The sequence below is a fragment of the Antarcticibacterium sp. 1MA-6-2 genome (assembly GCF_021535135.1).
Lineage (GTDB): Bacteria > Bacteroidota > Bacteroidia > Flavobacteriales > Flavobacteriaceae > Gillisia.
Genome location: NZ_CP091036.1, coordinates 462481 through 488683, shown reverse-complemented (window position 1 = coordinate 488683; position 26203 = coordinate 462481). Strand labels below are relative to the sequence as shown.

26 protein-coding genes, 5 pseudogenes and 1 riboswitch are annotated in these 26203 nt (G+C 37.7%); of the genes and pseudogenes, 12 read left to right on the top strand and 19 right to left on the bottom strand.

Going from position 1 to position 26203, the window contains the following annotated elements:
• Positions 1 to 120: 120 nt before the first annotated feature.
• The 6 genes and pseudogenes from LZ575_RS02390 to LZ575_RS22225 form a co-directional block, all read right to left on the bottom strand.
• Positions 121 to 1677: pseudogene (locus LZ575_RS02390) on the bottom strand (SDR family NAD(P)-dependent oxidoreductase).
• An 89-nt stretch (positions 1678 to 1766) separates the two neighbouring features.
• On the bottom strand, positions 1767 to 2843 hold the full coding sequence (locus tag LZ575_RS02385; protein ID WP_311195936.1) for a Na+/H+ antiporter NhaC family protein: 1077 nt from the start codon (positions 2841 to 2843) through the stop codon (positions 1767 to 1769).
• On the bottom strand, positions 2836 to 3108 hold the full coding sequence (locus LZ575_RS23130) for a hypothetical protein (RefSeq protein WP_311195935.1): 273 nt from the start codon (positions 3106 to 3108) through the stop codon (positions 2836 to 2838). The genes LZ575_RS02385 and LZ575_RS23130 overlap by 8 nt, the downstream gene beginning before the upstream one ends.
• A gap of 47 nt (positions 3109 to 3155) precedes the next feature.
• A riboswitch (SAM-I-IV-variant riboswitch) is annotated at positions 3156 to 3250 on the bottom strand.
• Between the two features lie 107 nt (positions 3251 to 3357).
• Positions 3358 to 4628: pseudogene (locus LZ575_RS02380) on the bottom strand (MFS transporter).
• A gap of 131 nt (positions 4629 to 4759) precedes the next feature.
• Complete coding sequence (locus tag LZ575_RS22230; RefSeq protein ID WP_255702743.1) at positions 4760 to 5038, bottom strand: universal stress protein; 279 nt, start codon at positions 5036 to 5038, stop codon at positions 4760 to 4762.
• A gap of 5 nt (positions 5039 to 5043) precedes the next feature.
• Positions 5044 to 5223, bottom strand: coding sequence for a universal stress protein (locus LZ575_RS22225; RefSeq protein ID WP_255702742.1), 180 nt, complete (start codon positions 5221 to 5223; stop codon positions 5044 to 5046).
• A 148-nt stretch (positions 5224 to 5371) separates the two neighbouring features.
• Between LZ575_RS22225 and LZ575_RS22220 the strand changes: the two genes are divergently transcribed.
• Together LZ575_RS22220 and LZ575_RS22215 are read left to right on the top strand one after the other, a co-directional pair.
• Positions 5372 to 5974 carry an APC family permease gene (locus tag LZ575_RS22220; RefSeq protein ID WP_255702741.1) on the top strand — a complete coding sequence of 201 codons (603 nt, stop codon included), beginning with the start codon at positions 5372 to 5374 and terminating at the stop codon, positions 5972 to 5974.
• Positions 5975 to 6012: 38 nt separating this feature from the next.
• Complete coding sequence (locus tag LZ575_RS22215; protein WP_255702739.1) at positions 6013 to 6642, top strand: APC family permease; 630 nt, start codon at positions 6013 to 6015, stop codon at positions 6640 to 6642.
• A gap of 8 nt (positions 6643 to 6650) precedes the next feature.
• On the opposite strand, the gene LZ575_RS02365 is transcribed toward LZ575_RS22215, so the two are convergent.
• Both LZ575_RS02365 and LZ575_RS02360 read right to left on the bottom strand, forming a co-directional pair.
• On the bottom strand, positions 6651 to 7271 hold the full coding sequence (locus LZ575_RS02365) for a hypothetical protein (protein ID WP_235328124.1): 621 nt from the start codon (positions 7269 to 7271) through the stop codon (positions 6651 to 6653).
• 126 nt (positions 7272 to 7397) lie between these two features.
• The gene (locus tag LZ575_RS02360; protein ID WP_235328122.1) at positions 7398 to 8024 is read right to left on the bottom strand and encodes a DinB family protein; all 627 of its coding nucleotides are present in this window, start codon (positions 8022 to 8024) and stop codon (positions 7398 to 7400) included.
• 365 nt (positions 8025 to 8389) lie between these two features.
• On the opposite strand from LZ575_RS02360, the gene LZ575_RS02355 reads away from it, so the two are divergent.
• The 4 genes and pseudogenes from LZ575_RS02355 (at position 8390) to LZ575_RS02340 (ending at position 11597) form a co-directional block, all read left to right on the top strand.
• A complete protein-coding gene (locus LZ575_RS02355; protein ID WP_235328120.1) occupies positions 8390 to 9373 on the top strand; it encodes a GlxA family transcriptional regulator in 984 nt (327 codons plus the stop codon).
• A gap of 22 nt (positions 9374 to 9395) precedes the next feature.
• Positions 9396 to 10052, top strand: coding sequence for a uracil phosphoribosyltransferase (gene upp, locus LZ575_RS02350; protein ID WP_235328118.1), 657 nt, complete (start codon positions 9396 to 9398; stop codon positions 10050 to 10052).
• 345 nt (positions 10053 to 10397) lie between these two features.
• Positions 10398 to 11230 (top strand): annotated as a pseudogene (locus LZ575_RS02345) (OmpA family protein).
• Between the two features lie 181 nt (positions 11231 to 11411).
• Complete coding sequence (locus LZ575_RS02340; RefSeq protein WP_235328116.1) at positions 11412 to 11597, top strand: hypothetical protein; 186 nt, start codon at positions 11412 to 11414, stop codon at positions 11595 to 11597.
• Positions 11598 to 11806: 209 nt separating this feature from the next.
• On the opposite strand, the gene LZ575_RS02335 is transcribed toward LZ575_RS02340, so the two are convergent.
• The 4 genes and pseudogenes from LZ575_RS02335 to LZ575_RS02320 form a co-directional block, all read right to left on the bottom strand.
• The gene (locus LZ575_RS02335) at positions 11807 to 12223 is read right to left on the bottom strand and encodes a DoxX family protein (protein ID WP_235328114.1); all 417 of its coding nucleotides are present in this window, start codon (positions 12221 to 12223) and stop codon (positions 11807 to 11809) included.
• 40 nt (positions 12224 to 12263) lie between these two features.
• Positions 12264 to 13608: pseudogene (locus tag LZ575_RS02330) on the bottom strand (GntP family permease).
• Positions 13608 to 15515 (bottom strand): NADP-dependent phosphogluconate dehydrogenase, encoded by a 1908-nt coding sequence (gene gndA / locus LZ575_RS02325; RefSeq protein WP_235328112.1) that lies wholly within the window; start codon positions 15513 to 15515, stop codon positions 13608 to 13610. The pseudogene LZ575_RS02330 and the gene gndA overlap by 1 nt, the downstream one beginning before the upstream one ends.
• Before the next feature lie 132 nt (positions 15516 to 15647).
• Complete coding sequence (locus tag LZ575_RS02320; protein WP_235328110.1) at positions 15648 to 16175, bottom strand: GreA/GreB family elongation factor; 528 nt, start codon at positions 16173 to 16175, stop codon at positions 15648 to 15650.
• A 403-nt stretch (positions 16176 to 16578) separates the two neighbouring features.
• On the opposite strand from LZ575_RS02320, the gene LZ575_RS02315 reads away from it, so the two are divergent.
• Both LZ575_RS02315 and LZ575_RS02310 read left to right on the top strand, forming a co-directional pair.
• Positions 16579 to 17109 carry an HD domain-containing protein gene (locus LZ575_RS02315; RefSeq protein WP_235328108.1) on the top strand — a complete coding sequence of 177 codons (531 nt, stop codon included), beginning with the start codon at positions 16579 to 16581 and terminating at the stop codon, positions 17107 to 17109.
• A 59-nt stretch (positions 17110 to 17168) separates the two neighbouring features.
• Entirely contained in the window at positions 17169 to 18422 is a 1254-nt protein-coding gene (locus LZ575_RS02310; RefSeq protein WP_235328106.1) for a glycosyltransferase family 4 protein, read from the top strand.
• 68 nt (positions 18423 to 18490) lie between these two features.
• Here the strand turns inward: LZ575_RS02310 and LZ575_RS23125 are convergent, their stop codons facing one another.
• Both LZ575_RS23125 and LZ575_RS02305 read right to left on the bottom strand, forming a co-directional pair.
• Positions 18491 to 18880, bottom strand: coding sequence for an ACT domain-containing protein (locus tag LZ575_RS23125; protein WP_311195934.1), 390 nt, complete (start codon positions 18878 to 18880; stop codon positions 18491 to 18493).
• Between the two features lie 37 nt (positions 18881 to 18917).
• Positions 18918 to 19823, bottom strand: a complete 906-nt coding sequence (locus LZ575_RS02305) for an aspartate kinase (protein ID WP_311195933.1) — start codon at positions 19821 to 19823, stop codon at positions 18918 to 18920.
• Positions 19824 to 20086: 263 nt separating this feature from the next.
• Between LZ575_RS02305 and LZ575_RS02300 the strand changes: the two genes are divergently transcribed.
• Positions 20087 to 20572 (top strand): hypothetical protein, encoded by a 486-nt coding sequence (locus tag LZ575_RS02300; protein WP_235328104.1) that lies wholly within the window; start codon positions 20087 to 20089, stop codon positions 20570 to 20572.
• A 3-nt stretch (positions 20573 to 20575) separates the two neighbouring features.
• On the opposite strand, the gene LZ575_RS02295 is transcribed toward LZ575_RS02300, so the two are convergent.
• Entirely contained in the window at positions 20576 to 20728 is a 153-nt protein-coding gene (locus tag LZ575_RS02295) for a hypothetical protein (protein WP_235328102.1), read from the bottom strand.
• A 238-nt stretch (positions 20729 to 20966) separates the two neighbouring features.
• On the opposite strand from LZ575_RS02295, the gene LZ575_RS22210 reads away from it, so the two are divergent.
• Positions 20967 to 21095, top strand: a complete 129-nt coding sequence (locus tag LZ575_RS22210; RefSeq protein ID WP_255702735.1) for a hypothetical protein — start codon at positions 20967 to 20969, stop codon at positions 21093 to 21095.
• A 1-nt stretch (position 21096) separates the two neighbouring features.
• On the opposite strand, the gene LZ575_RS02290 is transcribed toward LZ575_RS22210, so the two are convergent.
• From LZ575_RS02290 to LZ575_RS02275, 4 genes are all read right to left on the bottom strand, one after another.
• On the bottom strand, positions 21097 to 21729 hold the full coding sequence (locus LZ575_RS02290; RefSeq protein ID WP_235328100.1) for a type II CAAX prenyl endopeptidase Rce1 family protein: 633 nt from the start codon (positions 21727 to 21729) through the stop codon (positions 21097 to 21099).
• Between the two features lie 38 nt (positions 21730 to 21767).
• On the bottom strand, positions 21768 to 22520 hold the full coding sequence (locus tag LZ575_RS02285) for a phosphatase PAP2 family protein (RefSeq protein ID WP_235328098.1): 753 nt from the start codon (positions 22518 to 22520) through the stop codon (positions 21768 to 21770).
• Positions 22521 to 22845: 325 nt separating this feature from the next.
• Entirely contained in the window at positions 22846 to 23238 is a 393-nt protein-coding gene (locus LZ575_RS02280; protein ID WP_235330657.1) for a 3D domain-containing protein, read from the bottom strand.
• A 233-nt stretch (positions 23239 to 23471) separates the two neighbouring features.
• A complete protein-coding gene (locus tag LZ575_RS02275) occupies positions 23472 to 24713 on the bottom strand; it encodes a Gfo/Idh/MocA family oxidoreductase (RefSeq protein WP_311195932.1) in 1242 nt (413 codons plus the stop codon).
• Positions 24714 to 25083: 370 nt separating this feature from the next.
• Between LZ575_RS02275 and LZ575_RS02270 the strand changes: the two genes are divergently transcribed.
• Positions 25084 to 25515 carry a peptidylprolyl isomerase gene (locus tag LZ575_RS02270; RefSeq protein ID WP_235328096.1) on the top strand — a complete coding sequence of 144 codons (432 nt, stop codon included), beginning with the start codon at positions 25084 to 25086 and terminating at the stop codon, positions 25513 to 25515.
• A gap of 183 nt (positions 25516 to 25698) precedes the next feature.
• Positions 25699 to 26113: pseudogene (locus LZ575_RS02265) on the top strand (OsmC family protein).
• Positions 26114 to 26203 lie beyond the last annotated feature (90 nt).

The window sequence follows — 26203 nt, the reverse complement described above, 5'->3', positions numbered from 1 at the left end:
AGCTTCTAAACTACAGAATTATTAGAGGGAATGGAATGTTCTGAAACAAAAAAAAATCATCCCATCATTATTAGCTATTTCCAGTGTTAGCTAATATTATTCAGGAGATTCAAAATTTTTCTACCAATCTATAGGAAAGTAATCTTTCAGAAATTTACCGCACCAGTGTTTTCCTGTATTAATGCCGTCGTATAATGGATCCAGTACACGAGCTGCACCATCTACAATGTCCAGCGGGGGTTGAAAATCGTGAACTTCAACTTTTTTCTGCGAGAGTTCGGCAGGGTCTTCATCTGTTACCCAACCGTATCTACTGCATTCATATAGATCCCATCCTTAGCCAGTGTTCCTGCAGATGTATGCGTAAGCATATTTAAAGCTGCTTTAGCCATATTAGTATGCGGGTGACGATCTTCTTTTTTTAAACCTCTGGAATTTTCCTTCCATTGCAGAAACATTAATAATGTGTTTCTTTCCTGTATTGTCCTTCTTCATCAATTCGGCCAGGCGGTTACAAAGAACAAACGGAGCGATGGAATTTACCAGCTGTACCTCTACCATTTCGGTTGTTTCAATTTCACCCAATGTGAGACGCCAGCTATTCGTTTTCCTAAGATCTACCTGTTGAAGATCGGCATCCAGTTGTCCTTCCGGGAAGACTTCATTAGCTGAAATCGAATTGTCAAAGCTGTAGGGTATCTGCGAAAGTTTTGCTGAAGCTCTTATCCCAATCCCGGGTTCCTGTCCATGCCAGCTAACCTGCAGATTCTTATTCTGATTTCCGGGTAAATTTTTACTGAAGGATTTAAGCTCCGTGAGGCAATTTTGGTGGTCATTTAGCAACTCCTGAACAGATTTGGGCAAAGCAGAAATTGGCATCTCTTCTTTGTCCATAAGATGCCTGTAAAATCCTGAAGGCCGTCTAACTGTTTGTGCTGCATTATTAATTAGAATATCCAGCCTGTCATATTCCTGCTCGATGTAATTGCAAAAAATTTCCACACTGGGAATATGCCTTAGATCCAAACCATGGATCTTCAACCTGTCTTTCCATTTATAAAAGTCTTCTTCTTTTGAATACCTTATTGCGGAATCTACAGGAAACCTTGTAGTGGCCACTACTGTTGCCCCTGCGCGTAGTAACATGAGAGTGATGTGATAACCTATTTTTAGCCTGGAACCTGTCACTACAGCAACCTGTCCTGTGAGATCTGCCGTTTGAAAACGCTTTAAGTAATTAAAGTCACCACATTCGGTACACATCGTGTCATAAAAATGATGAAGTTTTGTGTAGACCTTTTTACAGACGTAACAATTACGGGGAGATTCCAGTTCCTTTTCATCCTTTTCAACAGGTCCCGAAAGAGTGATCATTTTTGGAGCAGTAAACACGGCAGCTTCCCTTGCGCTTCTAATCCCAGTCTCCTTACGTGCGTGCTTGTCACGCTCAATCATTTTTCGCTTTGCTGCCTTTTCTGCATTTTTTTTACGTTGGGAAAACTCCTCCCTGCTGGGCCTGGAAAGCTTTCCTGCCACTGTCATTAAGGCTATTCTTTTCTCCTCCGGCAAATCAAAGATTTGATTGGTATCTGCTAATAACTTCTCCAGTACCGCAATACAGGAATCTACCTGTTCCTGTTCGAGCTTTCCTGAATCCTCTTCATGGTTAATTTTCATACATCACTTTTTGACAGCGCAAATATAATTTTAAATAGTAGATATTCCTTTGAGAAAAGACTTCTTCAGAAATAAGGCAGCCGGAGAATTTAAGCTTCCAATACAGCAACAATTTTATGAGTCTCCGAAATCTTTGGTGGTGACTTTTTAATCTTCAGCTGTAGATAAAAAAGTGTACCTACCAAAAGAAGCCATAAATACCAGGTGTTGGCAATTAAATCAAAATAACCAATTTTACCTTCAGCATAACTTAATATCAATAGTACCTGGGCTCCGTAAGGTAAAAGTCCCTGGGTAAAACAGGCAAAAATATCTAATACCGAAGCTACTTTTACCTTATCAAGCTTCAATTTACTACAGATGTCTTTGGCAATACTCCCTGTAACTATAATAGACACTGTATTATTTGCAATTGCAAAATTAGTAAATCCCACAAGGCATCCAATTCCCAGATACCCGGTCTTTCTATTTACCTTTTTGTTTATAAATCGTGAGATATACTCTAAACCTCCCTCTTTTGTAACCAAAGCGGCAAGGCCACCCATTAACATTGAGAGCAGGAAAATTTCTGTCATTCCCGTAAAACCTTCATAACTCAATTTAGCAAAGCCCATCATATCAAAATTTCCATAGAAAAGGCCAATAGCTCCTGCAGCAAATATGCCCGTTAAAAGCACAGCAAAAACATTGACCCCGATTATCGCAAGGATAATCACCAGCAGGTAAGGAATGATCCTTACTAATTCAATCTTAGCAGAATTGGATAAGTATATAGAATCCTCCAGAAAAAATCCCTGAACAAGGAGAATAATAAGAGTGATGCCAGCAGCTAGTAAAGCGATCTTAAAATTCTGCTTAAATTTATCCTTCATTTTACATCCCATGGACTGAGTAGCAGCAATAGTGGTGTCTGAAATAAAGGAAAGATTATCACCAAACATTGCACCTCCTAGAAGAGAAGCACTAAGAACAGAGAGTGAAGCACCTGTTTTATCGGCAAAGCTCATCACTATTGCTGCAAGAGCAACAATGGCTCCAACAGATGTTCCTGTAGAAAGCGACAAAAAGGCACTTATCACAAAAACCCCGGCATAGAGTAAATGAACTGAAATATAATTTAACCCCAGATTTACGATAGCATCTACGCTACCAGTGGCTTTACACACAACAGTGAACGCACTTAGCCAGAAGATAAATAAGACACATTGTGATTATTTTATCATCACCACAACCTTTTAATAAGGTAGAAACCTTAGCTTCAACAGGTTCTCTAAAGAGAAAGAAAGCAAGAATAATTCCCATAATAACGGCAATGGGAGCTAGTAAGGCATAAAAGTCATCCAGATATATTCCCGCACCGAGAAAATAAACAACAAAGAACAACAATGGTAATAGGGTTACAAAATTTCCTTTTTTTGCTAAATGTTCCATAATCCTTATATATGAATCGAGGGAGGATTGTTAAGCTTAGCAAAGGAAAATTAAACGTTTGTTCCAAAGATTGGCTTATCGCTTTAGCACCTTGCTCGTTATGCAGGTTGCTATCTCCCAATTGAGATTCTTGATAAAGGCGGCAAATATAGGCACTAAAGCAACATTAAAGAATAGAAATTTAATAATTTTTTTTACTGAAAATTCTGTCGCCTACTATAATGAAATATTCGGGAGAAATGAGAATAATTAGTTTTCCTTTTCGTGCTCCTCAAGGTCTTTTCGAAGATCAAGTTTTCTAAAAGAAGGAAATAAAGCACCCGTGGCTACTACTGTTATAATAGTCATAGTACCACCAAATACTACCGCGGTAACTGTCCCCATCAATTTAGCTGTAAGTCCGCTTTCAAAGGCACCAAGTTCATTGGAAGAACCTACAAACATGGAATTGACAGATGCTACCCGGCCTCTCATATGATCTGGTGTTTTAAGCTGAAGGATCGTCTGCCGGATGATCATTGAAATTCCATCTGTAGCACCACTTAAAAACAGAGCCAATACAGAGAGCCAGAACCAGGAAGATAGACCAAAAACTATGATACAAACTCCAAATCCGAAGATGGCCGCAAGTAATTTCAAACCTAAGCATTCCTGTTCAGTGGGAAGTAAGCAGAAGTAAACATTATTATACAGGCTCCTACAGCAGGAGCAGCTCTTAATATCCCAAACCCTTCAGGCCCTACTTTTAAAATATCCTGTGCAAAAACAGGTAAGAGCGCAACGGCACCACCAAATAGAACGGCAATCATATCCAGGGTAATCGCACCTAATATGATTTTTTTATTCCACACAAATTTTACTCCTTCTTTTAAACTCTGGAACACGGGTTCTCCAATTTTGGTATTTAGAATAGGTTTGGCTGAAATCTGAGAGAGCGCTATAAGAGCCAGAAGTGAAAAGCCAAAAATAAGGCAGAGCGACCAGTGAACTCCAATCCAGTGAATTGTCAAACCAGCAAGTGCAGGACCAAGAACAGCTCCAAACTGCCAAACCGAACTGCTCCAGGTGGCCGCATTTGGGTAAACCCTCTTCGGAATAATGAGTGAAAAAAGAGAGAAAATTGTAGGACCTAAAAAAGCGCGTACAATGCCTCCCAGGAATACAAGGAAATATATACTATATAAAGTAGTTTTTTCTGACACTCCTGTCCACACCTCAGGCCAGGTGATAAGGAACAATCCCAAACTTATGACAGAAAACCCAAGGATGCATTTTATTAGTAGTGATTTTTTTTCCTTTTGATCTACCACATGTCCCGCAAAAAGAGCAAGGGAAACTGCGGGAATAACTTCCATTAAACCAATTATTCCAAGAGAGAGAGGGTCTTTGGTGAGACTGTACACCTCCCACTCTATTACAACGAATTGCATAGACCAGGCAAAAACCATTGCAAATCTTACCAAAAGAAATATATTGAACTCGCGGTAACGCAAGGCCGCGTAGGGATCATTCTTTTTCATTAAGGAGCAGGAAATTTTTTGACACTTCTCATTGGAGCTGCAAAGAAATGTAAAATAAAAACTTTCACTACAGAATTCATGAATTTCCTTCTGAGGCTTTTTCCAGCACCTTTAATGATTTAATAAATTCACTACTCTTTCTTTACCGGAACAACAAAAACAGGAATTTTTGTCTTTTCCAAAATAGTAGATGCAACGGTGCCCATAAATAATTTTTCGAGTACAGAGTGGCTGTGAGTTCCAAATACTATAAGGTCAGCATTCCATTCATCGGCATAATCCAGGATTGCCCTCGCGGCATCTCCTTCAGCAAGATAAGTTGAAACAGAGGGATCAGCAAGATGATCAGCAGCAGTTTTAAGGTAATCTTCAGTCATTTCCCGCCTTTGATTTACGAGTTCAATGTCCACGGCACCTAAGCATCAAATCCATCATAGCCCATAAAAGGAGGATAACGCATCCCATAGTGAGCAACATCAGAAATTGCGTGGATGAGACATACTTCGGCACCCATTGTTTTAGCGAGCTGGTATCCTTTTTCTGCCACTTCCTGGGAAGTAGGATTATAATCAATTGCAATGAGGACCTTCTTCATATAGAATGTTTAATGTTTTTAATTAGTTTAGAAATCCAACTAAAATTACAAATTTTCATTCAATGAAACATAAATGCTCCCTGAAGAATGCAAAACCTGGACCTGGCTGGACTTAGCTTAAGGTAAAGAGGCTAAAATTTCTTATTTTATGAGCGAACCAAAAAAAGACAGATTAAAAATGGCAGAAAAGGAATTAAAAAGAACTCTTGGCTTTTGGGATGTATTTCTCTTTGGTGTTGGTGGTGTGGTAGGAGCAGGTATATATGCAATCATAGGCCAGGCAGCAGCTCTCAGAAGAAATATGCTATGGGTAAGCTTTATAATTGCAGCTGCGGTTGCTTTGTTAACCGGGTTATCTTACGCTGAATTTGTCTCACGACTTCCTGATGCCGGAGGCAGCTATGAATACATTAAACAAAGCTTTGGACCCAAAACAGCCCTTGGCATGTCCATTTTTATCACCTTTACAGGAGTGGTTGCCGCGGCCGCAATAGCTATTAGCTTTGCTGACTATTTGGGGAGGCTTGTCAACATTCCGGCCTCTATAATGGTAATTGCAATAATTGCCCTGATGGCATTTTTTAACATTATCGGAGCAAAATACAGTTCTTATTATAACGCCTTTGCAACCATTGTAACCCTTCTTGGGCTTGCACTTGTGGTGGGCGTGAGCTTACCGGAAATAGGAAGTGTAAAGCTTTTGGAAACAACAGACAAAGGCTGGATAGGGATTCTTGCGGGGGAGCTCTAATCTTCTTCAGCTACATTGGATTTGAAGATTTAGTGAAAATGGCCGAAGAAACTAAAGAACCCAAAAAATATATGCCGAAAGCCCTGTTATTAAGTGGTGTCGCTGTTCTCTTCGTTTATGTGTTAATTGCCATAAGCGCTGTAAGTGTTCTTGAATGGCAGTCTCTGGCAAACTCCAATGGTCCCCCTGCTGAAGTCATTGAAACTAAATGGAGTGCCATAGGAGCAACAATATTAGTTGTGGTTGCTCTTTTTGCTACCAGCAAGACCATACTTTCAAACATCCTTGGAACCTCACGGATGATTTATGACGTTGCCCGCGATAGCGAAATAAAATGGCTTCAAAAATTCACAACGATCTCCGGCCCGGGAGATGTTCCTACTATTGCAATTTTGGCTATAGCAGCTTTGGCGATAGCTTTTGGCTTAATTGGAAATTTGAAAATAGTAGCCAGTATAAGCAACATTTTTATTTTCATTGTTTTTGGTACTGTAAACGTGGCTTTAATTTACCTCCGGATCAAGCTAAGAGGAAAAGAAAAAGATAAACCTCCATTCAGGATACCGCTAAATGTGAAGAATATACCTGTACCCACAGTAATAGCCTTCCTCACGATCCTTATCATGTTTGGTTTCAATATCTACAATATCTTTCAGGGAAATGCCTAGAGTAATATTTAATTTTTAACCACGATCATACTGGCTTTAGCTCCGGAAAGTAAGTTCCAGTAATTCGAAGTTATTTGTTTTCCTGTTTCATCAAAAACAGTAAAAGCGGCCGTATTTGGCCCGGAAGATCCCTGGTTTAAGGCTTCTATTTCAACAGTATTAAATCCATCTTTTAAAACTACTAAAATTGGAGTATAACCTGCTCCAAGAGTAATGTCAGAATTTACCACTTTTCCATTAACGATTACCCGTACCCTGTCACCATCCACATATTGATAATCCCTGCAATAGATCTCTACAAATTTTCCCTTTGTAACAAAATTTCCCAAATTTTGCCCCTCTCCATATTCTGACTTTGCTTTTTCATCTTCAGCCCATTTTTTTTCTATAAAATCTCCGGCAGTAAGCAATTCCTGTTTATTCATCATCTCCAGAGGCTTAGGTTTGGTGGGATCATCCTTGAGCTTGTAATCTTCTTTAGGAGCTTCACGAAGTAAAATAGAAGGTAAGCCTGAACTTGCAGGAATAGACCGCTCAAATACAGGTTTACTGGTAGAAGAAGGTATTTCCTGCGAAAAGAATATTGCAGGAAATAAACAAATACAACCGAAAGCAAGAAATTTTTTCATAAAACCAAATATATAGAATCTCTTCTTGCAGGTTATCAAAAACAGCACCAAAAATTAATAAAAGAACGCTGTAAAAATGTTATAAAAGATCTTTTTTAGGGCCCTCGCAATTATTCTTTTAAAAAACTAATTAGGGAAAGCTGGTTGAGAGATAATTTCTTCTATTTGTTTTGTGTGCCTCGCCGTGTGACCAGCAATAAATAGGAGGCTTTGATGCCCGTCTACTGCCCCGGCAGGAGAATCGGAAATATAGTTTCTCATATTTGCTTTACTATTTTTGATAAAAGACTGGATTTCCTCTCTTTGTTCTTTGAAATCTTTTAGAGCTTCCTGTGGAGAAGTGTAGGTGCCTTCCGGCTGAATTTCAGCTGAGGCCTTATACTTTGTAGACCTGTCAGTCATTCCTGATACCAGTTGCTCATCTGTAACTGTTATTTCTGAACGTCTTTCGGCATTTTCAGGTTTTTCCAGTAGCTCCTTAGTCATTCCAAAAAGCATTTTTTCGGTAGCAATGATATGTTCCAGACACTGGCTTATACTCCAGCTTTCTTCTGATGGCTTAAACTTTAATTGCACTTCAGAAAGACCTTTTATTTTATTCTCCAGTTCTTTAGCGGTCTCTTCATAATATTTAAGAAGAGCTGCTTTATCATTGTACGATTCTTCTGTCTTTAAAGTCTGGACAGTTTGAGTTACTCCTGTATAAGACGAAAAGAACAGGAAAACAGCGAGAATTAAAACGAAATTTTTCATAATTTATAAGATTTGTTATAACAGGTTAAAATTAAATCAGGATTAGCGCTTCTTTTTTCTTCAGCCATTTTCTTCAATTTTTCCATAGCTCTTGAGACACTGATGTTCCTTCAATATTAAAAATCTCCTCCCCCACCCGTTCAAGGTCCTTCAATAATACAGTATTGTCTTTTTTCGATCCTTAATTATAATAGGATTTGAGGTTACAGTTTTAATAGGGGCTAAATTGAAGAAATAAATATAAACAGGAAAACGTATATTTGAAGGGGTTCATTACGCCAACATAAAGGGTTGTTTGCGACAAATTATTGATTATCTTTATTGTAGCTATGAAGCAGGAAGAACTACCTTTAAAATTCCTGAAGATGAAACATATCTCAATTCTTATTCCTAAAGGTCATACGAGCCTGGTAAACATTGAAGGAAGCCACCAGGTATTTAATTATGTAAACCATTTTTTAATACAGGCAGGCAGAGACCCCTATTTTGAAGTAGAATTAGTAGGCTTAGCCCGGGAAACCATGCAGTCCAGTGGCCTATTTACGGTGAATCCCCATAAGTTAACTTCAGAAATTACCAAAACCGATCTTATTATTATACCTGCCATTCATGGCGATCAATTAGAGGCTTATAATGGTAACAAGGATTTTGTTCCCTGGATCCTGGAACAACATAAGGCAGGAGCTGAAATTGCCAGTTTATGTGTGGGCGCATTTTTTCTGGCATCAACTGGTTTATTACATGGAAAACAATGTGCAACCCATTGGATTCATGCTGCCGATTTCCGGAAGATGTATCCTGATGTAAATCTGGTAGATGACAAGATCCTTACCGATGATTCTGGTATATATACTAGTGGAGGCGCCTATTCCTACCTTAATCTACTGTTGTATATTATTGAGAAATACGTGGGGCGGGAATTTGCTCTTTTAACTTCTAAAGCTTTTATGATAGATATTAATAAAGCAAGCCAGTCGCCATTTATTATCTTTGAAGGACAAAGAGAACATGATGATGCTCCTGTAGGAAAAGCACAGGAATTTATTGAAAGCAATTTTAGAGAAAGAATAAATGTTGAGGATTTGGCGAGTAAATTTGCATTGAGCCGAAGGAGCCTTGAGAGAAGATTTAAAAAAGCAACAACTAATACCATTACCGAATATATCCAACGGGTCAAGATTGAAGCAGCAAAAAAAGAACTGGAGTCTGGCGCCAAAAATATTAACGAGGTAATGTATGATGTAGGGTATAATGATATTAAGGCTTTTAGAAATACATTTAAGAGGTTTACCGGAATTTCTCCCGTACAGTATCGCAGCAAGTTCCAACGAGAACAAATTATTGCTTAAATAGAAATGAATTTAATTTAAAATGCAAATACACCATCTACTGCAAAGCAGATCTATTGCTGAAAAATTTATAGCAGAATTAAGAGATATAAATGTTCAAAAAGATATGTTGCGATTTCGTCGCAATGTGGAGAGAGTTGGTGAAATCCTTGCTTACGAACTGAGCAAAACTCTGGAATATAAAAAGGATACTGTAGAAACACCTATTGGGAAAGCTGATGTATTCATACCCACAGAAGAAATAGTAATATGTTCAATTCTTAGAGCGGGACTTCCTTTGCACAATGGTATATTAGGGTATTTTGATACGGCAGAAAATACTTTTATTTCCGCCTACCGCCATCATACGTCAGATAATGAATTTGAAATTAAGGTGGAGTATCTCGCTTCTCCTTCCCTCGAGAATAAAATTCTTATTCTTGCAGATCCAATGCTGGCCACCTATGGTTCTTTTGTGACTGTTTTTGAAGCTCTTAAACCCATGGGTACTCCAAAAGAGATTCATTTGGTATCAGTTATTGGAGCTAAACCGGGAATAAAATTTGTTTCTGATAATCTTCCGGAACGATCACATCTTTGGATAGCGGCCATTGATGAACACCTCAATGAGAAAGGCTATATTGTTCCAGGACTTGGTGATGCCGGAGACCTTAGTTTCGGTCCAAAACTACAACACTAAAGACAATTTTCCACCGGATGTAAGGGAATAATCGGTTAAGGATAAAAGCCGCTAGCCATAAAACTGTGGTAAAAATGCACACTTTCCCTAGGTTTTTCCACAGGTTCTGCGCTTTTATTAACATTTGGAAAAATCAGCAAATTGTAAAATTAGCAATTCTTTAGCGCTCCTTTTTTCCTTTAAATAGTACATTGTGAGGCAGAAAGAGGAGATTTGTAGTTCTCTTCCCGGGCAAAAATACCGTGTTAGCGGTCCTTTAAAAGGGAATGGCACAAAACTCGCACTTAAGTTAACGGTTCTAAGACCAACCAAAACAAATATGGACCAAATTAAAAAATGAAAAAAATGAAAAAAACAGTAGTACTGGCAATAATGTCCGCAGGGATATTAACCTCATGTGTATCTAAGAAAAAATATGTTGAATTAGAAGGTGAATTAAACAACACCCGTAGCAATCTTCAAAAAGAGACTGTTGCAAAACAAGAAGCAGAAAGCAAACTCAGTGCTATTGAAGCAAGAGTTGCCGATTACAATGCAAAAATAAATTCTCTTCAGCAATCAAGTGATGAAAGACTGGAGATGAATGACTTAACAGCAATGTCTACCAATAACAAACGCAAAATGCGTGAGACTCTTAAAAATGTAGACCAGGCCCAACTTGCAGAAGCAAAAACTCTTGAAGATTCTATTAACCTTGCAGTATCTTATAATTTAAAAGAATCTATTACTGATGATGTAAATAGTGAAGATATTGATATTACTGTAGATAAAACAGTAGTAATGATCAATGTGTCTGATAAACTTCTTTTTAACAGCGGAAGTTATAGAGTAAGTAACAAAGCTCACGATCTTCTTAAAAATCTTGCAGAGGTTATAAACTCAGAGCCAAGTATGGAAGTTATGGTGGAAGGACATACAGATTCCCAAACTATTGTACCGGGTTCACATTTACAGGATAACTGGGATCTAAGTGTTAGAAGAGCGACTTCTATAGTGAGATTGTTACAGGATAAATACGATGTTGCTCCTGAGAAACTTATCGCTGCTAAGGTAGAAGTAGTTATGCTCCTTTAACAGAGAATGACTCTAAAGAAAATATGGCTAAGAACAGAAGGACGAGAATAGTAATTCTTCCAAACCTGGATAAGTTCCTGGCATTGCTTGAATCTGAGCAATAATAGAATAGAAAAAGAAAAATTATATTAAGGGTGAAGCTGAGGCTTTACCCTTTTTTATTTCCCTTTGGTGAAATTTTTTACAAGGCATTGAACAGACCTTTGACGCTCTTTAACTAGAATTTAACCCACCAATTCCTTAAAAGACTCATGTATTTTTTAACTTTAGAAGAAAGAAAAAATTATGAGCGAGAAAGAAAACAAACCCTTATCCAATAAACCAGTAAGAGAGAATAATCATATTGAGAAAAACGATCTCCCGTACGATCCAAACATAAACAAGGATGATCTACAGGCTCTCCATCAAAAGGGCCGCAGTATGAATCAGGGACAGGATAAATCCTTAGCTGAAAGAGAAAGACTTAGTTGATTTTACAGCAAAAGATCTCGATATTCCAGGCCGTGATGAGAGAGATACTTCCCATGAGGGCACGGGAATTCCTGATGAAGAAAACTACCAATTCAATCAACGCGGAGTTAGGACAGACGAAGAAAAGAATGCTGATCACCCTAACCCAGACAGAGAAGTTCCTAAAAAGGACTAATAAAATTAAAGGCTGGGCAATTGTTCAGCCTTTTTTATTTCTTTTTCAGAAGGAACCAGTCCAAAGAATATTTTCCTCCACCTGTAAAGAAAAGCAAAATATATCCCACCAGATACAATAATGGCAATTCCTGTCTAACAAACCCGTCTGGCATATGAACTATTAAAGCTGCTACCGCCATTGTCCCAATTAAGGGAATAGCTGCCAGTCGCGTTCCAAATCCAAGGATTATAAGGATCGAACAAATAAATTCTGCAAAAACTGCAAAGGTAAAACTGGCTACTTCTCCCATTCCCAGGGGATCGGCAAATGCAATTTCCTCACTTCCGAAAAACCGGAGCAACTTAGGATAGCCGTGGGTAAGCATAAGAGCAGAAATACCTATTCTAAAGATAAAAAGGCCAATGTCTACGTGCGATAAATTAAGGTTTGTAGAATATGTATTTTTCATAGTAGTAAAAGTATTTAAGTCGAAGATAACTATTCTTATTTTAAATCAAATACCACAAAAGCAAAGACATTCCCAATCCTACCCCTGCAATGATTGTGGTCATCATCGTCCAGGACCTGAAAGTTTGTTTTTCTGACAATCCCAGGTATTGTCCCACGAGCCAAAATCCGCTGTCATTAACGTGGGAAAGTATTGTTGCTCCTGAAGCTATTGCTATAACAATCAATGAAATTTGTTCTACTCCAAAATTCTCCCCTTCAAGAACAGGAGCAGTTATTCCGGCGGCAGTAATCATGGCAACGGTAGACGATCCTTGAAGGATCCTTACAAGAGCTGCAACCACAAAACCGAACAACAGGGGATTGAAGAAGCTGTTATTCAGTCCGTTCGCTATCATTTCTCCTGCTCCGGTGCTTATGAGAATCTGTTTAAATGCTCCGCCAGCTCCTGTAAGCAGAATAATAATTCCTGCAGCCTGGAAAGATTTTGTTGCTACTTTCAGTAAATATTCTTTTTGCATCCCACGCCTCACTCCAAGAAAATACCAGGCTATAAGATTGGCAATTATAAGTGCTGTGAAAGGATGCCCTAATAATTCCACCATATAAAGGAAACCACTTCCAAGAGATACATCAGCAAAAAGAGGGCTCCCCACTACTGTATTTGTAACTATTAAAACTATTGGGATTAAAATGATGGATAAAATTAGAGCTGGAGACGGAGCTTTACTTTCATCATAATCTTTCTTTTCTTCAAAAACATGTGGCTCTATTACCATTCTCTTTGAAAGAAATTTGGCGAATACGGTCCGCTGATGAGGGCCGCCGGAAGGCCTACTATAAAACCAAAAATGATTACCCAACCCAGGTCTGCACCTAGAATATCAGCGACGGCTATAGGGCCAGGAGTTGGAGGTATAAAAGCGTGTGTAACCGCAAGACCTGCAAGTAAAGGAATGGCGAACAACAGCAATGATTTACCAGTTCTCTTGCTTAAAGCATAAGTGACAGGAACCAGTATAATAAATGCGACATCAAAAAATACAGGAATGGCAACTACAAATCCCGTTATCATCATCGCCCAGGAGCATTTTTTTCACCTGTTTTTTGAAGCATAAAAGAAGCCAGACGTTGGGCCCCTCCAGATTGTTCTAGAATACCTCCAAAGAGAGCTCCAAGTCCCACTACAGTGGCTACAAATCCCAGGGTGCTGCCCATCCCCTCCTTCATCGTTTCCAGAATCGCATTTGCGGGCATACCCGCAATCATTCCAACCACAATACACACTATAAGGAGAGCCAAAAAAGCCTGAATCTTGAGGCGAAGAATAAGAAAGAGTAAAAGTGTAATTCCAATAAATACGGCAGAGAGTAATTGAATATCCATTAATTACCAGGCTTCCAGTTCGTATGAAAAAATTCTCCCCTGGACTTATCGTTGCGTTCATAGGTGTGAGCACCAAAATAGTCTCTTTGCGCCTGTATCATATTTGCCGATGTTTGTTCTGAAGTGTAGGCAAGAAAATAATTTCCGGCAGCGGAAAGTACAGGTACAGGAAAACCTTCCTTTAAGGCCTCACTTATTACTGCTAAAAGATCTTTACGATGATCTTTCATCCTGTTTATGATCACGGGATGTAACAAAAGATTTCCGCCGGGTCTTTCTTTAAATATATCAATAAGTTCTTCCATAAAAGCCGATCTAATTATACAGCCATTCGTCCAGATACGGGCAATTTCAGATAAATTTAAATTCCATTTATACTCAGCCGAAGCTTCTGTTAATAAGCTAAAACCAATAGCATGATTAATTATACTGCCTGCTTTATAGGCCGAAAAATATTGAGAACTAATTTCCCTGCCACCTGAGATATTATTAGTTGTTGTTGAGTTATATTTCTCAAAGACCTGTACCCGCTCCTCTTTTTTACCTGATACTATTCTTGCCATAACAGCGGCCGTTATAGTGTCAAAAGGTACTCCTAATTCCAAAGCAGCATTTGTGGACCAACCGCCAGTTCCTTTTTGTTTGGCTGCATCCAGGATCCTGTCCAGCAAATAATCATCATTCTCTTTTCTTTTAAGGATATCAATGGAGATCTCGAGAAGATAACTCTGCATTTCCTTATTCCAGTCGGTAAAAATTCCGGCAATTTCATCGGGAGGCAACTTTAAACCGAATCTAAAGAAGTGGTAGTATTCAGCTATTAATTGCATCTCTGCATATTCAATTCCATTGTGCAACATTTTTACAAAATGTCCTGCACCTTCAGGACCTATATAGGTACAACAGGGATTTCCATCTTTATCTTTTGCTGCAATCTTTTCAAGAAAACTTCCCACTCTCTCATAAGCCTGTTTAGAACCTCCGGGCATAATCGACGGCCCTTTTCTGGCACCTTCCTCTCCACCCGAAACACCTGTACCCATAAATAATATTCCGGATTCTTTAAGCAATTGTTCCCTTCTCAAAGTGTCTTTATAATGAGAATTTCCCCCATCAATTATTAGATCCCCTTCTTCCAAAAACGGTAAGAGACTTTCAATAATAATGTCTACAGTCTTACCTGCATTCACCATAAAAAAAATATTCCGGGGTCTCTCGAGAGAATTTATAAACTTCTCAAGATCGTCAAACCATGGGAAATTAAAGATCTCTTTATTTTCCAAAGCGAAATTTTTGGCAATATCCACTTCGATCTTCTCTACATGTCGGTTAAAAACGGCAACTTTTACCCCATTGGAGGCCAGGTTAATAGCAAGACTTTTACCCATTACCCCCAGCCCCAGTAGACCAATTTCAGATTTTGGATTATTTAAATGTTCCATAATCTCATCCAGTACCTCTTGCTCTGTTTTGTTTACATTAATATGAATTCCATAGCCTGGAAATTCAAGTGTAGCGTATTGAGACTGGAGTAGTGCTGGTTTAAAATAATGACCTTTTCTGGAATTAAGCCGTTCCAGGATGATCTCAAATTCTGAATGAAGAAAAATCCAGGTAATTTCCTTTTTTGGAATACTTTCGAGTTTTCGCCTGTATTGCTCTTTTAATGCAGAACATGCAAGGACTGCTCCCCCGTCTTTGTTCCATTTCCTTATTGCCTGAGAAAGATTTTCTAACCAGCCCTCTCTGTCTTCATCCTGTAACGGAATACCGTCACCCATTTTGGTTATGTTATCTTCAGGATGAAAATCATCAGCATCATAAAAAGGGAGTTTCAATTTTTTAGAAAGTAAGATCCCTATTGTTGTTTTTCCTACTCCCGATACACCACTGACAATATAAATCATTAGGCCAATTTAAAGTTCCTATTGCCAAGATAAGATTTCTGAAAATATTATCTAAAAAAATATAGGATTGATTGTGAAGAAGAAAGATAATGTAAGGTGGTTTTAAATATTCTGATGAAATAGCTACACGTGTTATAGCTCCCGGTGAATATCATAATGTATATCCTGAATTTCAAATTGTTGTAGTTGGGGGCCGCGGGAGAAATCTACGATATCTCCTTTTTTTCTTCCGGTAAGGATTTTGGCCAGTGGGGCTACAAAAGCGATTTTGTTCAGCCTGATATCAGCTTCATCTACCCCTACTATTTGATACCTTTCTACTTCACCTATTTTACCACCTGTAAGGTTTTTATAAGTTACTACTGCGCCAAACCTAACTTCGTCTAAAGGCTGGTCTACAGGATCTATAATACGGGCTGAATTTATTCTTTCAATTAATAACATTAATCTTCCATTAAGCACCGCCCTTGCGTGTCTTTTTTCTTTTTCATCAACTATATTAATGGAGGTAAGTTGTATTTCAAGTTGTTCCTTTTCCCTTAAAAGTTGATGATATCCTACAGGAGTAACATAATTTATAGCCCCGGCGGGTAAAGCAGCTCTTGGAGGAATAAATGGTGCTTCTTCCTGATCGTCTTCCTTTACAAATCCCCTACTCATAAAAAATGGTTTTCTCCAAAATAAGAAATGTAAAATGTAACTAAAGATGGTTTATGAATTAATTATAATTTATAAAGAGGAAATAAATTATTTGATGCTTGTAAAAATCTGAAACAAAACCGATTAGGTACAGATGATATAATAAAAGGTTAAAGTAGATAATAAATTGATGTATCCATCTAAAACTTGTAAATTTAAAACCGGAGTTCAAGGTATTTTACAATACCTTTTCCAAAACCTTTAACCTAAATTTTATTCCTGTTCACCAGGCTTTTTACAATATTATTTTTAATGTCCTAAACCATGGCGTTTAATTTTTTCAAAGGCTTGAGCAGGTCGGGATTGCTCTCAGAGACCTACAGTTATTGTATAGATTTCCTGGAAAATAGCTAGGTGTAAAGAATTGCCATTTCACAGTGTTGAGCACACAAAAGATGTCTACAATTACACAAAAACCATTGCTCAATATGAAGAAGTATATGGGGCGGAACTCGATCCTGTATTAATTGCTGCTTTGTTTCACGATACCGGGATGGCAGAGACTTATATTGACCATGAGGAGCAAAGTGCAATATATGCCCGGGAGTATCTTAAAAAAGTAAAGTATCCTGAAGAAAAAATAAAAGTGGTAGTAAATTGCATCATGGCTACTAAAATGCCACAAAACCCAAAAACAAAGGCTGAAAAAATAATTTGTGATGCAGATCTTTACCACCTGGGAATAGAGAGTTATCTTTTTAAAAATGAAAGGTTACGTGTGGAATGGGAGAATTTTTTCAATAGATTTTATACCGATGAAGAGTGGTATGCCCTAAATGTTGATTTTCTTAAAAATCAAAAATATCATACCTGGTTTGGAAAAACGGTTCTTAAGAACAGGAAAGAAATGAATTATAAAGTTCTATTGGAGAGGCACGAGAAATACAAAGTTTAATCTCGAGCATCCCCGGATGTAATTAATATCTGTTTATTTCCTTTACTTTTGAATTAATTATGAAGCAGGTATTAATTATTGGTTACGTTTGGCCGGAACCATCTTCCTCGGCTGCCGGGACACGAATGATGCAGTTGCTTAGGTTATTTCCAACCCCTGACTATTCCCTTACTTTTGCCACAACAGCTATCGTCACACCATTTTGTGAAAACCTGGAGAAACTGGGGATCCAGACAAAACAAATAGAATTAAACAACCCAAGTTTTGATTCATTTATAAAAGAGCTGGATCCATCGATCGTCATTTACGACAGGTTTATGATGGAAGAACAATTTGGCTGGAGAGTCACCGCTCATTGCCCTCAAGCCATTACCGTATTAGATACTGAAGATCTCCATTTTCTCAGGAATTACAGAGAAAAAAAATATAAAGAACCTGCACTGGAAAGATCATTTTTAAAGAATTCTGATCTTGCAAAACGGGAAATTTCCAGTATTTACAGATGTGACCTCAGCTTAATAATTTCAGAAAAGGAGATGGAAATGCTGAAAAACGAATTTTTCATTCCTGAAAATCTTTTATTTTACCTGCCCTTTCTACTGGATCCAATAACTTCAGAACAGGAAAAAGAATCCCCGGATTTCGATAGCCGAAAAAATTTCATAAGCATAGGAAATTTTAAACACGCTCCCAATGTAGATGCTGTTCAATTTTTAAAAAATGATATTTGGCCGCTTATCCATATGGAAATACCCGATGCAAAATTGTTGATTTTTGGAGCCTACCCAACAGCAAAAATTAATTCTCTTAACGATCCCAAAAATAATTTCTTGATTAAGGGCCGAATAGAAGATGCTGCCGAAGCTGTGAGATCTGCCCGGGTGAGTCTTGCTGCCCTGCGATTTGGAGCCGGACTTAAAGGGAAACTTATTGAAGCCATGCAAAATGGAACACCAACTGTTACAACTCCTGTAGGTGCCGAAGGTATTAATGCCAACCTTCCCTGGAATGGCAGTATAGCAACCACAGCCCAGGATTTTGCAGAAGCTGCAGTCAATTTATATCGTTCACAAAAAGACTGGACTGTTGCAGTAAAAAACGGCTACAGAATTATAAATTCCAGGTTTAATAGATCCGTATTTCAGGAAACATTTTTTGAAGTCTTAGAAAATCTGGAAAAAAATTTAGAACACCACCGTCTCCAGAATTTTACTGGTTTATTGCTCAAACATCACTATTCCCGAAGCACTTACTTTCTATCCAAATATATTGAACTCAAAAATCAAAAGGAAAAAACGTCCAGGGAGGTATAATAAAAAACCACCTCCCATGGAAGGCAGAAGGTGGTTCAAAACAAACAAACAAAACAGTTAACCCTTAATTATGCAATCGCGGAGTGGTTTTCACGAGTAAAAAGTTTAGAATGTAAAGCTCTTAAGGTTGCTACTTTATTTTCGGTCGCTACTAATAGGGAAACGTTATTGATACTTCCTCCATAAGAGATCATCCTTACGGGAATTTCCTGCAGCACTTCAAACAGCTTTGCAGTATTTTTATCTTCTATTAACCCCTCACCTACTACACAAATAATAGTATGTTCTGTCTCTACAGTTATTTCTCCGTAAGCTTTTAAATTCTTTAGAATGGCATCAAGATTTTTGGTGTCATCAATAGTTAGAGAAATTGCAATCTCAGAGGTAGTGATCATGTCTATTGCAGTCTCGTGAGCGTCAAATACTTCAAAAATTTTCTTCAGGAAGCCATGGGCCATTAACATACGATTGGATTTAATTTTTATCGCCGTTATGTCATCTTTCGCTGAAATCGCTTTTAAACCTAGTATGTGATAATTCGTTAGAAATTTTTGTACCTGGTAAGTCAGGAGTAAAGGTATTTTTAAGGTAAATCGGGATATTTTTATCAATAACTGGAGAAACAGTTTGAGGATGTAAAATTTTAGCGCCAAAATAAGCAAGTTCTGCAGCCTCTTCAAAAGAAAGATGTGAAAGGGAATGAGTGTCTTCCACATACCGCGGGTCATTGTTGTGAAATCCATCAATATCTGTCCATATTTGGATTTCTTCAGCTCTAATTGCTGCACCAAGTATTGTGGCAGTATAATCACTCCCTCCTCTTTTGAGAGTATTTATCCTGTTAAACTTATCGGTGCGTACGAATCCCTGGGTGATGTAAATATCACTTTCTATTTTATCTTTTAAATAATGCCCTAGTAATCCTCCCACTTTTTCTGTATCGGGATTTTCCAGATTAGGAACGTGCATAAATTTCTTCGCTTCTAGAAGTAGATTATCCATTCCTTTTGAGGAAAAATAGGCTGAAACAATATAGGTTAGAACACTTTCTCCAAATGTCACAATCCTTGCTTCAGCATTTTCGGAATTCTCTTCCTGTAGGATTTCTAAAAACTTTTGAAAAAGCGAATTCACGTGATTTATTACTGTAGCATTATCTGTAGGTATTAAGCTGTCTACAAGATCTAAATGCTTCTTCCTAAGCTCAGAAATCAATTCTTCTGCTTCAGTTATTTCCCCTACTTTCAGGTTTTCATTGATCCTCACCAGGATATTTGTTACACCGGACATTGCCGATAGAACTATTAATTTTGGTCCCTCAATGCGGGAAACAATTGTTCTAACATTTTGAATACTTTCCGCAGAACCTACAGATGTACCTCCAAATTTCAATACTTTCATCAGTCAAAAATTAAAAAGGCATAATTACATAAAGAATACTTTCAGAAAAAAAAGAAATCAAATTTTATATACATTTGTACAAAATGTATAATAGTTAACAATGAATACGATTACTTCCGTTGTACACAATATGTTGCGTCATCAACCTTTTCTTGATGATGCTTTGGCGAAAGATCTTATTAATTTTAGCGCACTCGCAGCACACCTCCAACCTGAGGTTGAAAAGGAACTTCGTAAAGCTAGTTCAACAAGGATCTATTATCATGGCGTTACGTCGTTATGCTCCCAAGAAAAATTTATTGAAGAACACCAATTTCAGGGAAATGGGAGATATTGTAGTACGTTCAGGAATAACTGAATATACCTATCGCAATTCAAAAAGCATTTTGGCCAGCCAGGCTCGTCTCTTAGAGCTTGTAAAAGATAATCCGGATGTTTACCTTAATTATTCCAGCAATTATCAGGAAAGTAACATTTTAGTTTCGGCGGAATTAAAAGATATAGTTCCAGATTGTTTTAAACATGAGGTACTGGTTTCCATAAAAAACGAACTTTCCAGTATTACCATTGCTCTTCCCAAGAACAGCTCTAAAACGGTTGGATTATATTTTTATATTTTTAAACTTCTGGCCTATGAAGGTATCCCGGTATTTGAGATGATCTCAACTTCTAACTATTTCGCCCTGTTCCTGGAAAAAGAATATGTAAATGCAGCATTTTTACTATTGAACGAAATAAAAATTTCTTAAGGTCTACCAGTAATCAAAGTAAACCCCTGTCATTGCAACAGCAGCAATAAGTATGATTAAAACTATAATTATAAAAGTAGCTCCAAATCTGGTTTTTTTGTTATTCTGAAGGATATAATCTTCAGATGTATTATCGTCTTCGTCTCGTATTTGCATTGTTATAAAATTTAATTTATCCTGTTTCACTATTCCCAATTTACGATTTTCCTGTGAATCTTTAGGAAGGGAGCTGTGGTATAGGTTAATTTCTCCAGCTAATTAACGTCGTTTCGATATATTTAATCATACATAAACCGTTGTTTTGGCAAAAGTTTATTGATCCAAATTAAAGTTTTCACAAAGCCTTTTGGCACAAGTACGGTTTATTTAATTTTATTCCCTAAACCAACTAAAAATGAAAAAAATATTAAGAGCTCTCCTCGCAGGTTGGGGTGCAAAAAAATTAGGCGGCGGCTGCGGCTGTATAGGAATTATTGTAGTATTTATAATACTGTGGTACTTACTTGGGGGGCTTGGGCTTTAAATTATTGAAAATAGTAGCCAAAACCAATGGTGAACATAACCATTCCATAAAAATAATGCTCCAGGCTTACATTTATTAAACTTCTGCTTTTGAGGTAAGTAAAGATAAAGATCCAGCTTACGAGAAAGGTGGCAATTGGGGCAACCCAGTTGCCATAGATCCAGTGGGTAAGGCCAAAAATGATAGCATTACTCAACATTAATAAATATTTTTCAGGAACAATCTCTTTATACCTGTGGAAAAAATACACCCGGTATACCAGTTCCTGTGGCAAGACTGAAGCAAAAGGATATAAGAAGAATGTTAGGAGGTATCCTGTAAAATCCTCAAAAGGATAACCAAGAAATAAGTGAGGAAAGATCCACCACGTAAACCATACCAGTAAAATTGTTATTACTATTACTCTGGCAACACTCCTCTTTAGATGCCGCTTGTTAAGCTGGAATAATTCTTTATTATTAAAATCCGGGTCCCTAAGCAAAAAAACGAGAAAGGTAAGAGCTATTAGAAGTAAAGGAATAATCTTAAGCCAGCCGTCCAAGTATTCATTTGCAATAAATGGCACAAAAACATAGAAGAAGCAAAATTCAATGATAATAAATGGTGTGGAAGAAGTAAGTGTTTTTGCTGTCATAGTTTTTTCACCGATCACATAGTGCCGGGAAGAGAGTTTTATTCTACCTGTTCAATTTCCTTTTTTCTTTTCCTTCTTTTTCGTAAAAGGTCAATTACGTGAAAGAGAACAACGCAAAATATTACCCAGATAAAACCAGCAATATATCCCCCCGCAATGTCTGAAGGATAATGAACTCCCAGGTAAATTCTGCTTATTCCTATTGCCAGGATCAGCAGGACTAAAGTAGTAATAACAAGTGTTTTTAACCACCTGTTCAATTTAAAATTATAAAATAAAAATATAAGAAAACCATAAAAGGCCATTGCGCTCATCGCATGACCACTGGGATAACTAAGAGTAGCAACCGAGACCAAATGTTCAGCATCTGGACGGGCACGGTTAATTACCTGTTTCAAGGCCACATTAGACAATCCGGAAACTACTAAAACAAAAATCATTTCCAGAACGAATCTCCAGTTTCTAAATTTCCAATAAAATAAAACTGTGCTTAAAGCGGCAATAACAAGATACCCGTACAGGTCTCCCACATTGGTTATAAACTGAAAGATTTTGTTCAGGGTGGGTGTGCGAAAGGAAATTATGTATTGTGTTATTTTAGAATCATACTTTGATAAAGCTTCGGTATGTAGTGTGGCTGTAAGATCAACAAAAAGATTGACTCCTCCTACAACTATTAGAAGTGCTACGAATATTGTTATGAGAAAGGGAAGGTTTAAATTGTATTGGTCAAATTTATCTCTTAACAGGTTCTTTACACCAATCAATACCTTTATAATCTGTTTTCTCATGAATATATTACGATATGATTTTTAAAAATTTAATCCTCTTATAAAAATTCTTCTTAGAAGAAATTAAAAGGGCTGCATCTGCAAGGCTTCATTTTCAGCAGGTAAAAAACAATTTTTTCTGAAAATAAGCTCCCTCTTTAACAAGAATTTAGTTTGACAGGAAAACTTTTCAATTAAGAAAATCCTCTATATCAAAATTGATTTATAAAAACCTGGAGTAGATGTCCAATTGTTCTTCAGAAGAAAATAAACCTATATGTTTGGGAAATTTTAATTAGGTTTTAAATAAGCCTGCGATGCATATTATTTATTATATGGAAAGATTCTATTCTTTCACCTCGGGCTCCTGCGGTGAAAGATAAAGGATTTCTACTTTTTTTCTGCCCCACTTTTTGGCGTTTTTGACATTCTTTCCCATATAAATATCTATTTTATTATTCCAGCGGTGGTGCATTTTATCTTTTACAACATAAATCCCCGGAAAGCCTTCGATTTTTACGGGAGTATTATAATCGAGCCCTTTTTTAATTAGATCTCTGGAGACTGCAATAACTTTCATTCCCGGCTCCAGAGTATCTCCCCACGCAGTTACATTGGGGTCACCGGGGCCTGTTTGATAACTTAAAGAATTATAAGCAGTTGCAGTAACCACCAGGGTATCCCATACCTTATTATCTTCCTCTTTATTACCAAAATTACAACCGCAAAAACCTGCCATGAAAAGGATACCCATGGAAACAAAACAAAATTGAATTGTTTGGGGCACACGTTTTCCAGGCAGGTTTCTTCGATCGATCATATCTCATATTTAAAGACTCCAGCCTTCTCGATAATTTCTCTTTACAAACTGGTTAGCTTCATCGAGGTTGGTCACTCTCATATTTTCTGCATCCCAGATCATTTTAATATCTCTTCCCGGATATTGAAAAACCGTGTCACCACGCTCATTTTTTACTGTTTCCTTACATCCTGGCTTCTAATAGCAAGATTTGCAATTAATAAAGTTTCTGTTAGGGGTCCTGCAATGTCGAAAGGAGAACTTAATTTTTTATTTCCATAACCTGCAAGTGCTCCTTCTACCCATTGAGCATAGTGACCTTCTGCTCCCCCTGGTACCCGTTCAATATTTTGAGGAACGTTAACTTCTTCAGTTCTGGAAGTAGGCAACAAACGCGGATTCGCACCGTACGTACCACACATCATTTTACCTTTGGTTCCAATGAAAAGCACTCCGTTACCACCATCACCAAAAACTTCGTTGGGTCCCAGTTCCTCAGGACGCATAGGCTGGATTCCTCCATCCATCCAATGCATCGTGAGGTCCTTGTTTCCCGTTTTTTCATTACCCGGGAATGTCATTATTACGTGACTCGATGGTGGCGCACTTTCGGGAAAATACCCGCGTTTAAATTCATCAACATATACACTTCCTACACTACATTGAACATCTTTAGGATAAGTAAGATCTAAAACGGCATAAGGAGGTTCCACTAAATGGCAGCCCATATCCCCTAAAGCTCCTGTACCATAATCCCACCAGCCACGCCAGTTGAAAGGCACAAGTCCTTCCACATATTCTCTGTTAGGTGCAGTACCTAACCACAAATCCCAATCCAGCTCTGCAGGTACTGGAGCTTTCTTTTCCGGCCATGGTATTCCCTGTGGCCATACTAGCCTGTTGGTCCAGCAATATACGGTGTGTACCTTTCCAATAAGATCTGCGTTAAACCATTCCTGTAAAACTCTTACCCCGTCTCCTGAAGCTCCCTGATTACCCATTTGCGTTACTACCCGATGCTTCCGAGCCCCTTCGGCTAATGCTCTGGCTTCATAGATATCATGTGTCAAAGGTTTTTGAACATACACATGTTTCCCCCTTTCCATTGCAGCCATAGTTTGTACCGCGTGGTTATGGTCTGGTGTGGAAACTGATACTGCATCAAAGTTCTTCCCTTCTTTGTCCAGCATTTCACGATAATCTTTATAATACTTCGCCTTTGGAAAACGGGCTCTGGATGCTGCTGCACGCCTGTCATCAACATCACATAAGAACCCAATTTCTGCTTTACCAGATTCAGCAAACATTCTTATGTCACTTTCTCCCTTACCTCCTACTCCAATTCCCGCAACAACTAAACGGTCACTGGGTGCAATAAAACCGGGACCACCAAGAACGTGGCGGGGAACGATCATTACTCCGGTTGCAGCAAGTGCAGTACTTTTAATAAAGGATCTTCTTGAACCGGAAATACTTAAGCATTGTCTTTTTTCATAAATGCATTAATTAGGATAGTTAAAGAAAAATTAAAAAGGTCAATTTATTTGTAACTCTATAAATATATTCACTTAAAGCTAGAAAACCTAAAAGAAACGTTTTAGCCAAACTTCATTTAATCAGAAATCTCCCTCATTTTTAATCTATATCTAGTTCTAATGTTAATGTTTTGTGAAGAACGGACATATATTTTCTCCTGATTTGGTAAGCACTTTTATACTTGTACCTTTGTAAGCTTAAACGTAAGAGGCTGGAAATTAAGCCTAATATAATTGAAAAGCAAAAAACATGAGTCAAGTAAAAGCAAATGACACCGTAAAAGTACATTACACAGGAAAATTAACCGATGGACAGGTATTTGACAGTTCTGTAGAAAGAGGTGAACCCATAGAATTTACATTAGGACAGGGCCAGCTAATCCCGGGATTTGAAAAAGGTCTTTTGGATATGCAGGTAAACGAGAAAAAAACTATAAATATACCTAAGGAAGAAGCATACGGAGAACCACGGCAGGACCTTATTCAGGAAGTTGAAAAAAGTCAACTGCCAGAGGAAATTAAGCCGGAAGTAGGAATGGGACTGGTTTCCAAAAGTCCGGAAGGTCAGGAAATGAATCTTATCGTAAGAGACGTAAAAGAGAATACTATTGTTGTGGATGGTAATCATCCCCTGGCAGGAAAAGATCTTGTTTTTGATCTTGAAGTAGTAGAGATAAAATAAATATTCCCAACCGGGAAAATTGAGGAAGGCTGATGTTTTTAATATCAGCCTTTTTTTATTGTAATAAATTCCCTGGCTCTTACTCTTATCTACCTTTTAGCTGAAGGGTTAAGGTTAAATTAAAAATTTTTTATTGTAATCTAACTTGCCTAAATTAATGCAAACTAAAATTAGTTAATCATTATGAAAAGAAAAGCAACAGCCATTTGGAATGGAACTATTAAAGAAGGAAATGGAACCCTGAGCACGCAAAGCGGAATTCTAAAAGATACTCAATACTCGTTTAAATCCCGTTTTGAAAGTGGGACAGGCACGAACCCGGAGGAGTTGATAGCGGCAGCCCATGCTTAGTTGTTTTGCAATGCAATTATCGGCTTTTCTTACAGAGGAAAATTATAAACCAGAAAAACTGGAGACAAACGGCGAAATTACCTTTGAGGATGGAACTATAAAAAGATCACATTTGGTCCTAAAAGCCCGAATTCCTGAGATCGAAAAAGAAAAATTTGACCAGTTAGTTAAAAAAGCAAAGGAAAATTGTCCCATTTCTAAACTTTTAAATACTGATATTTCTGTTGAAGCTACGCTTAATGAATAAATTATTTCCAGAGGAATAAAGCAGTTGCAAGAAGACAGATGTTGCAGTTATTTCGGGCATTAATGCACAAAGTGAGAGACAGGATTTTGA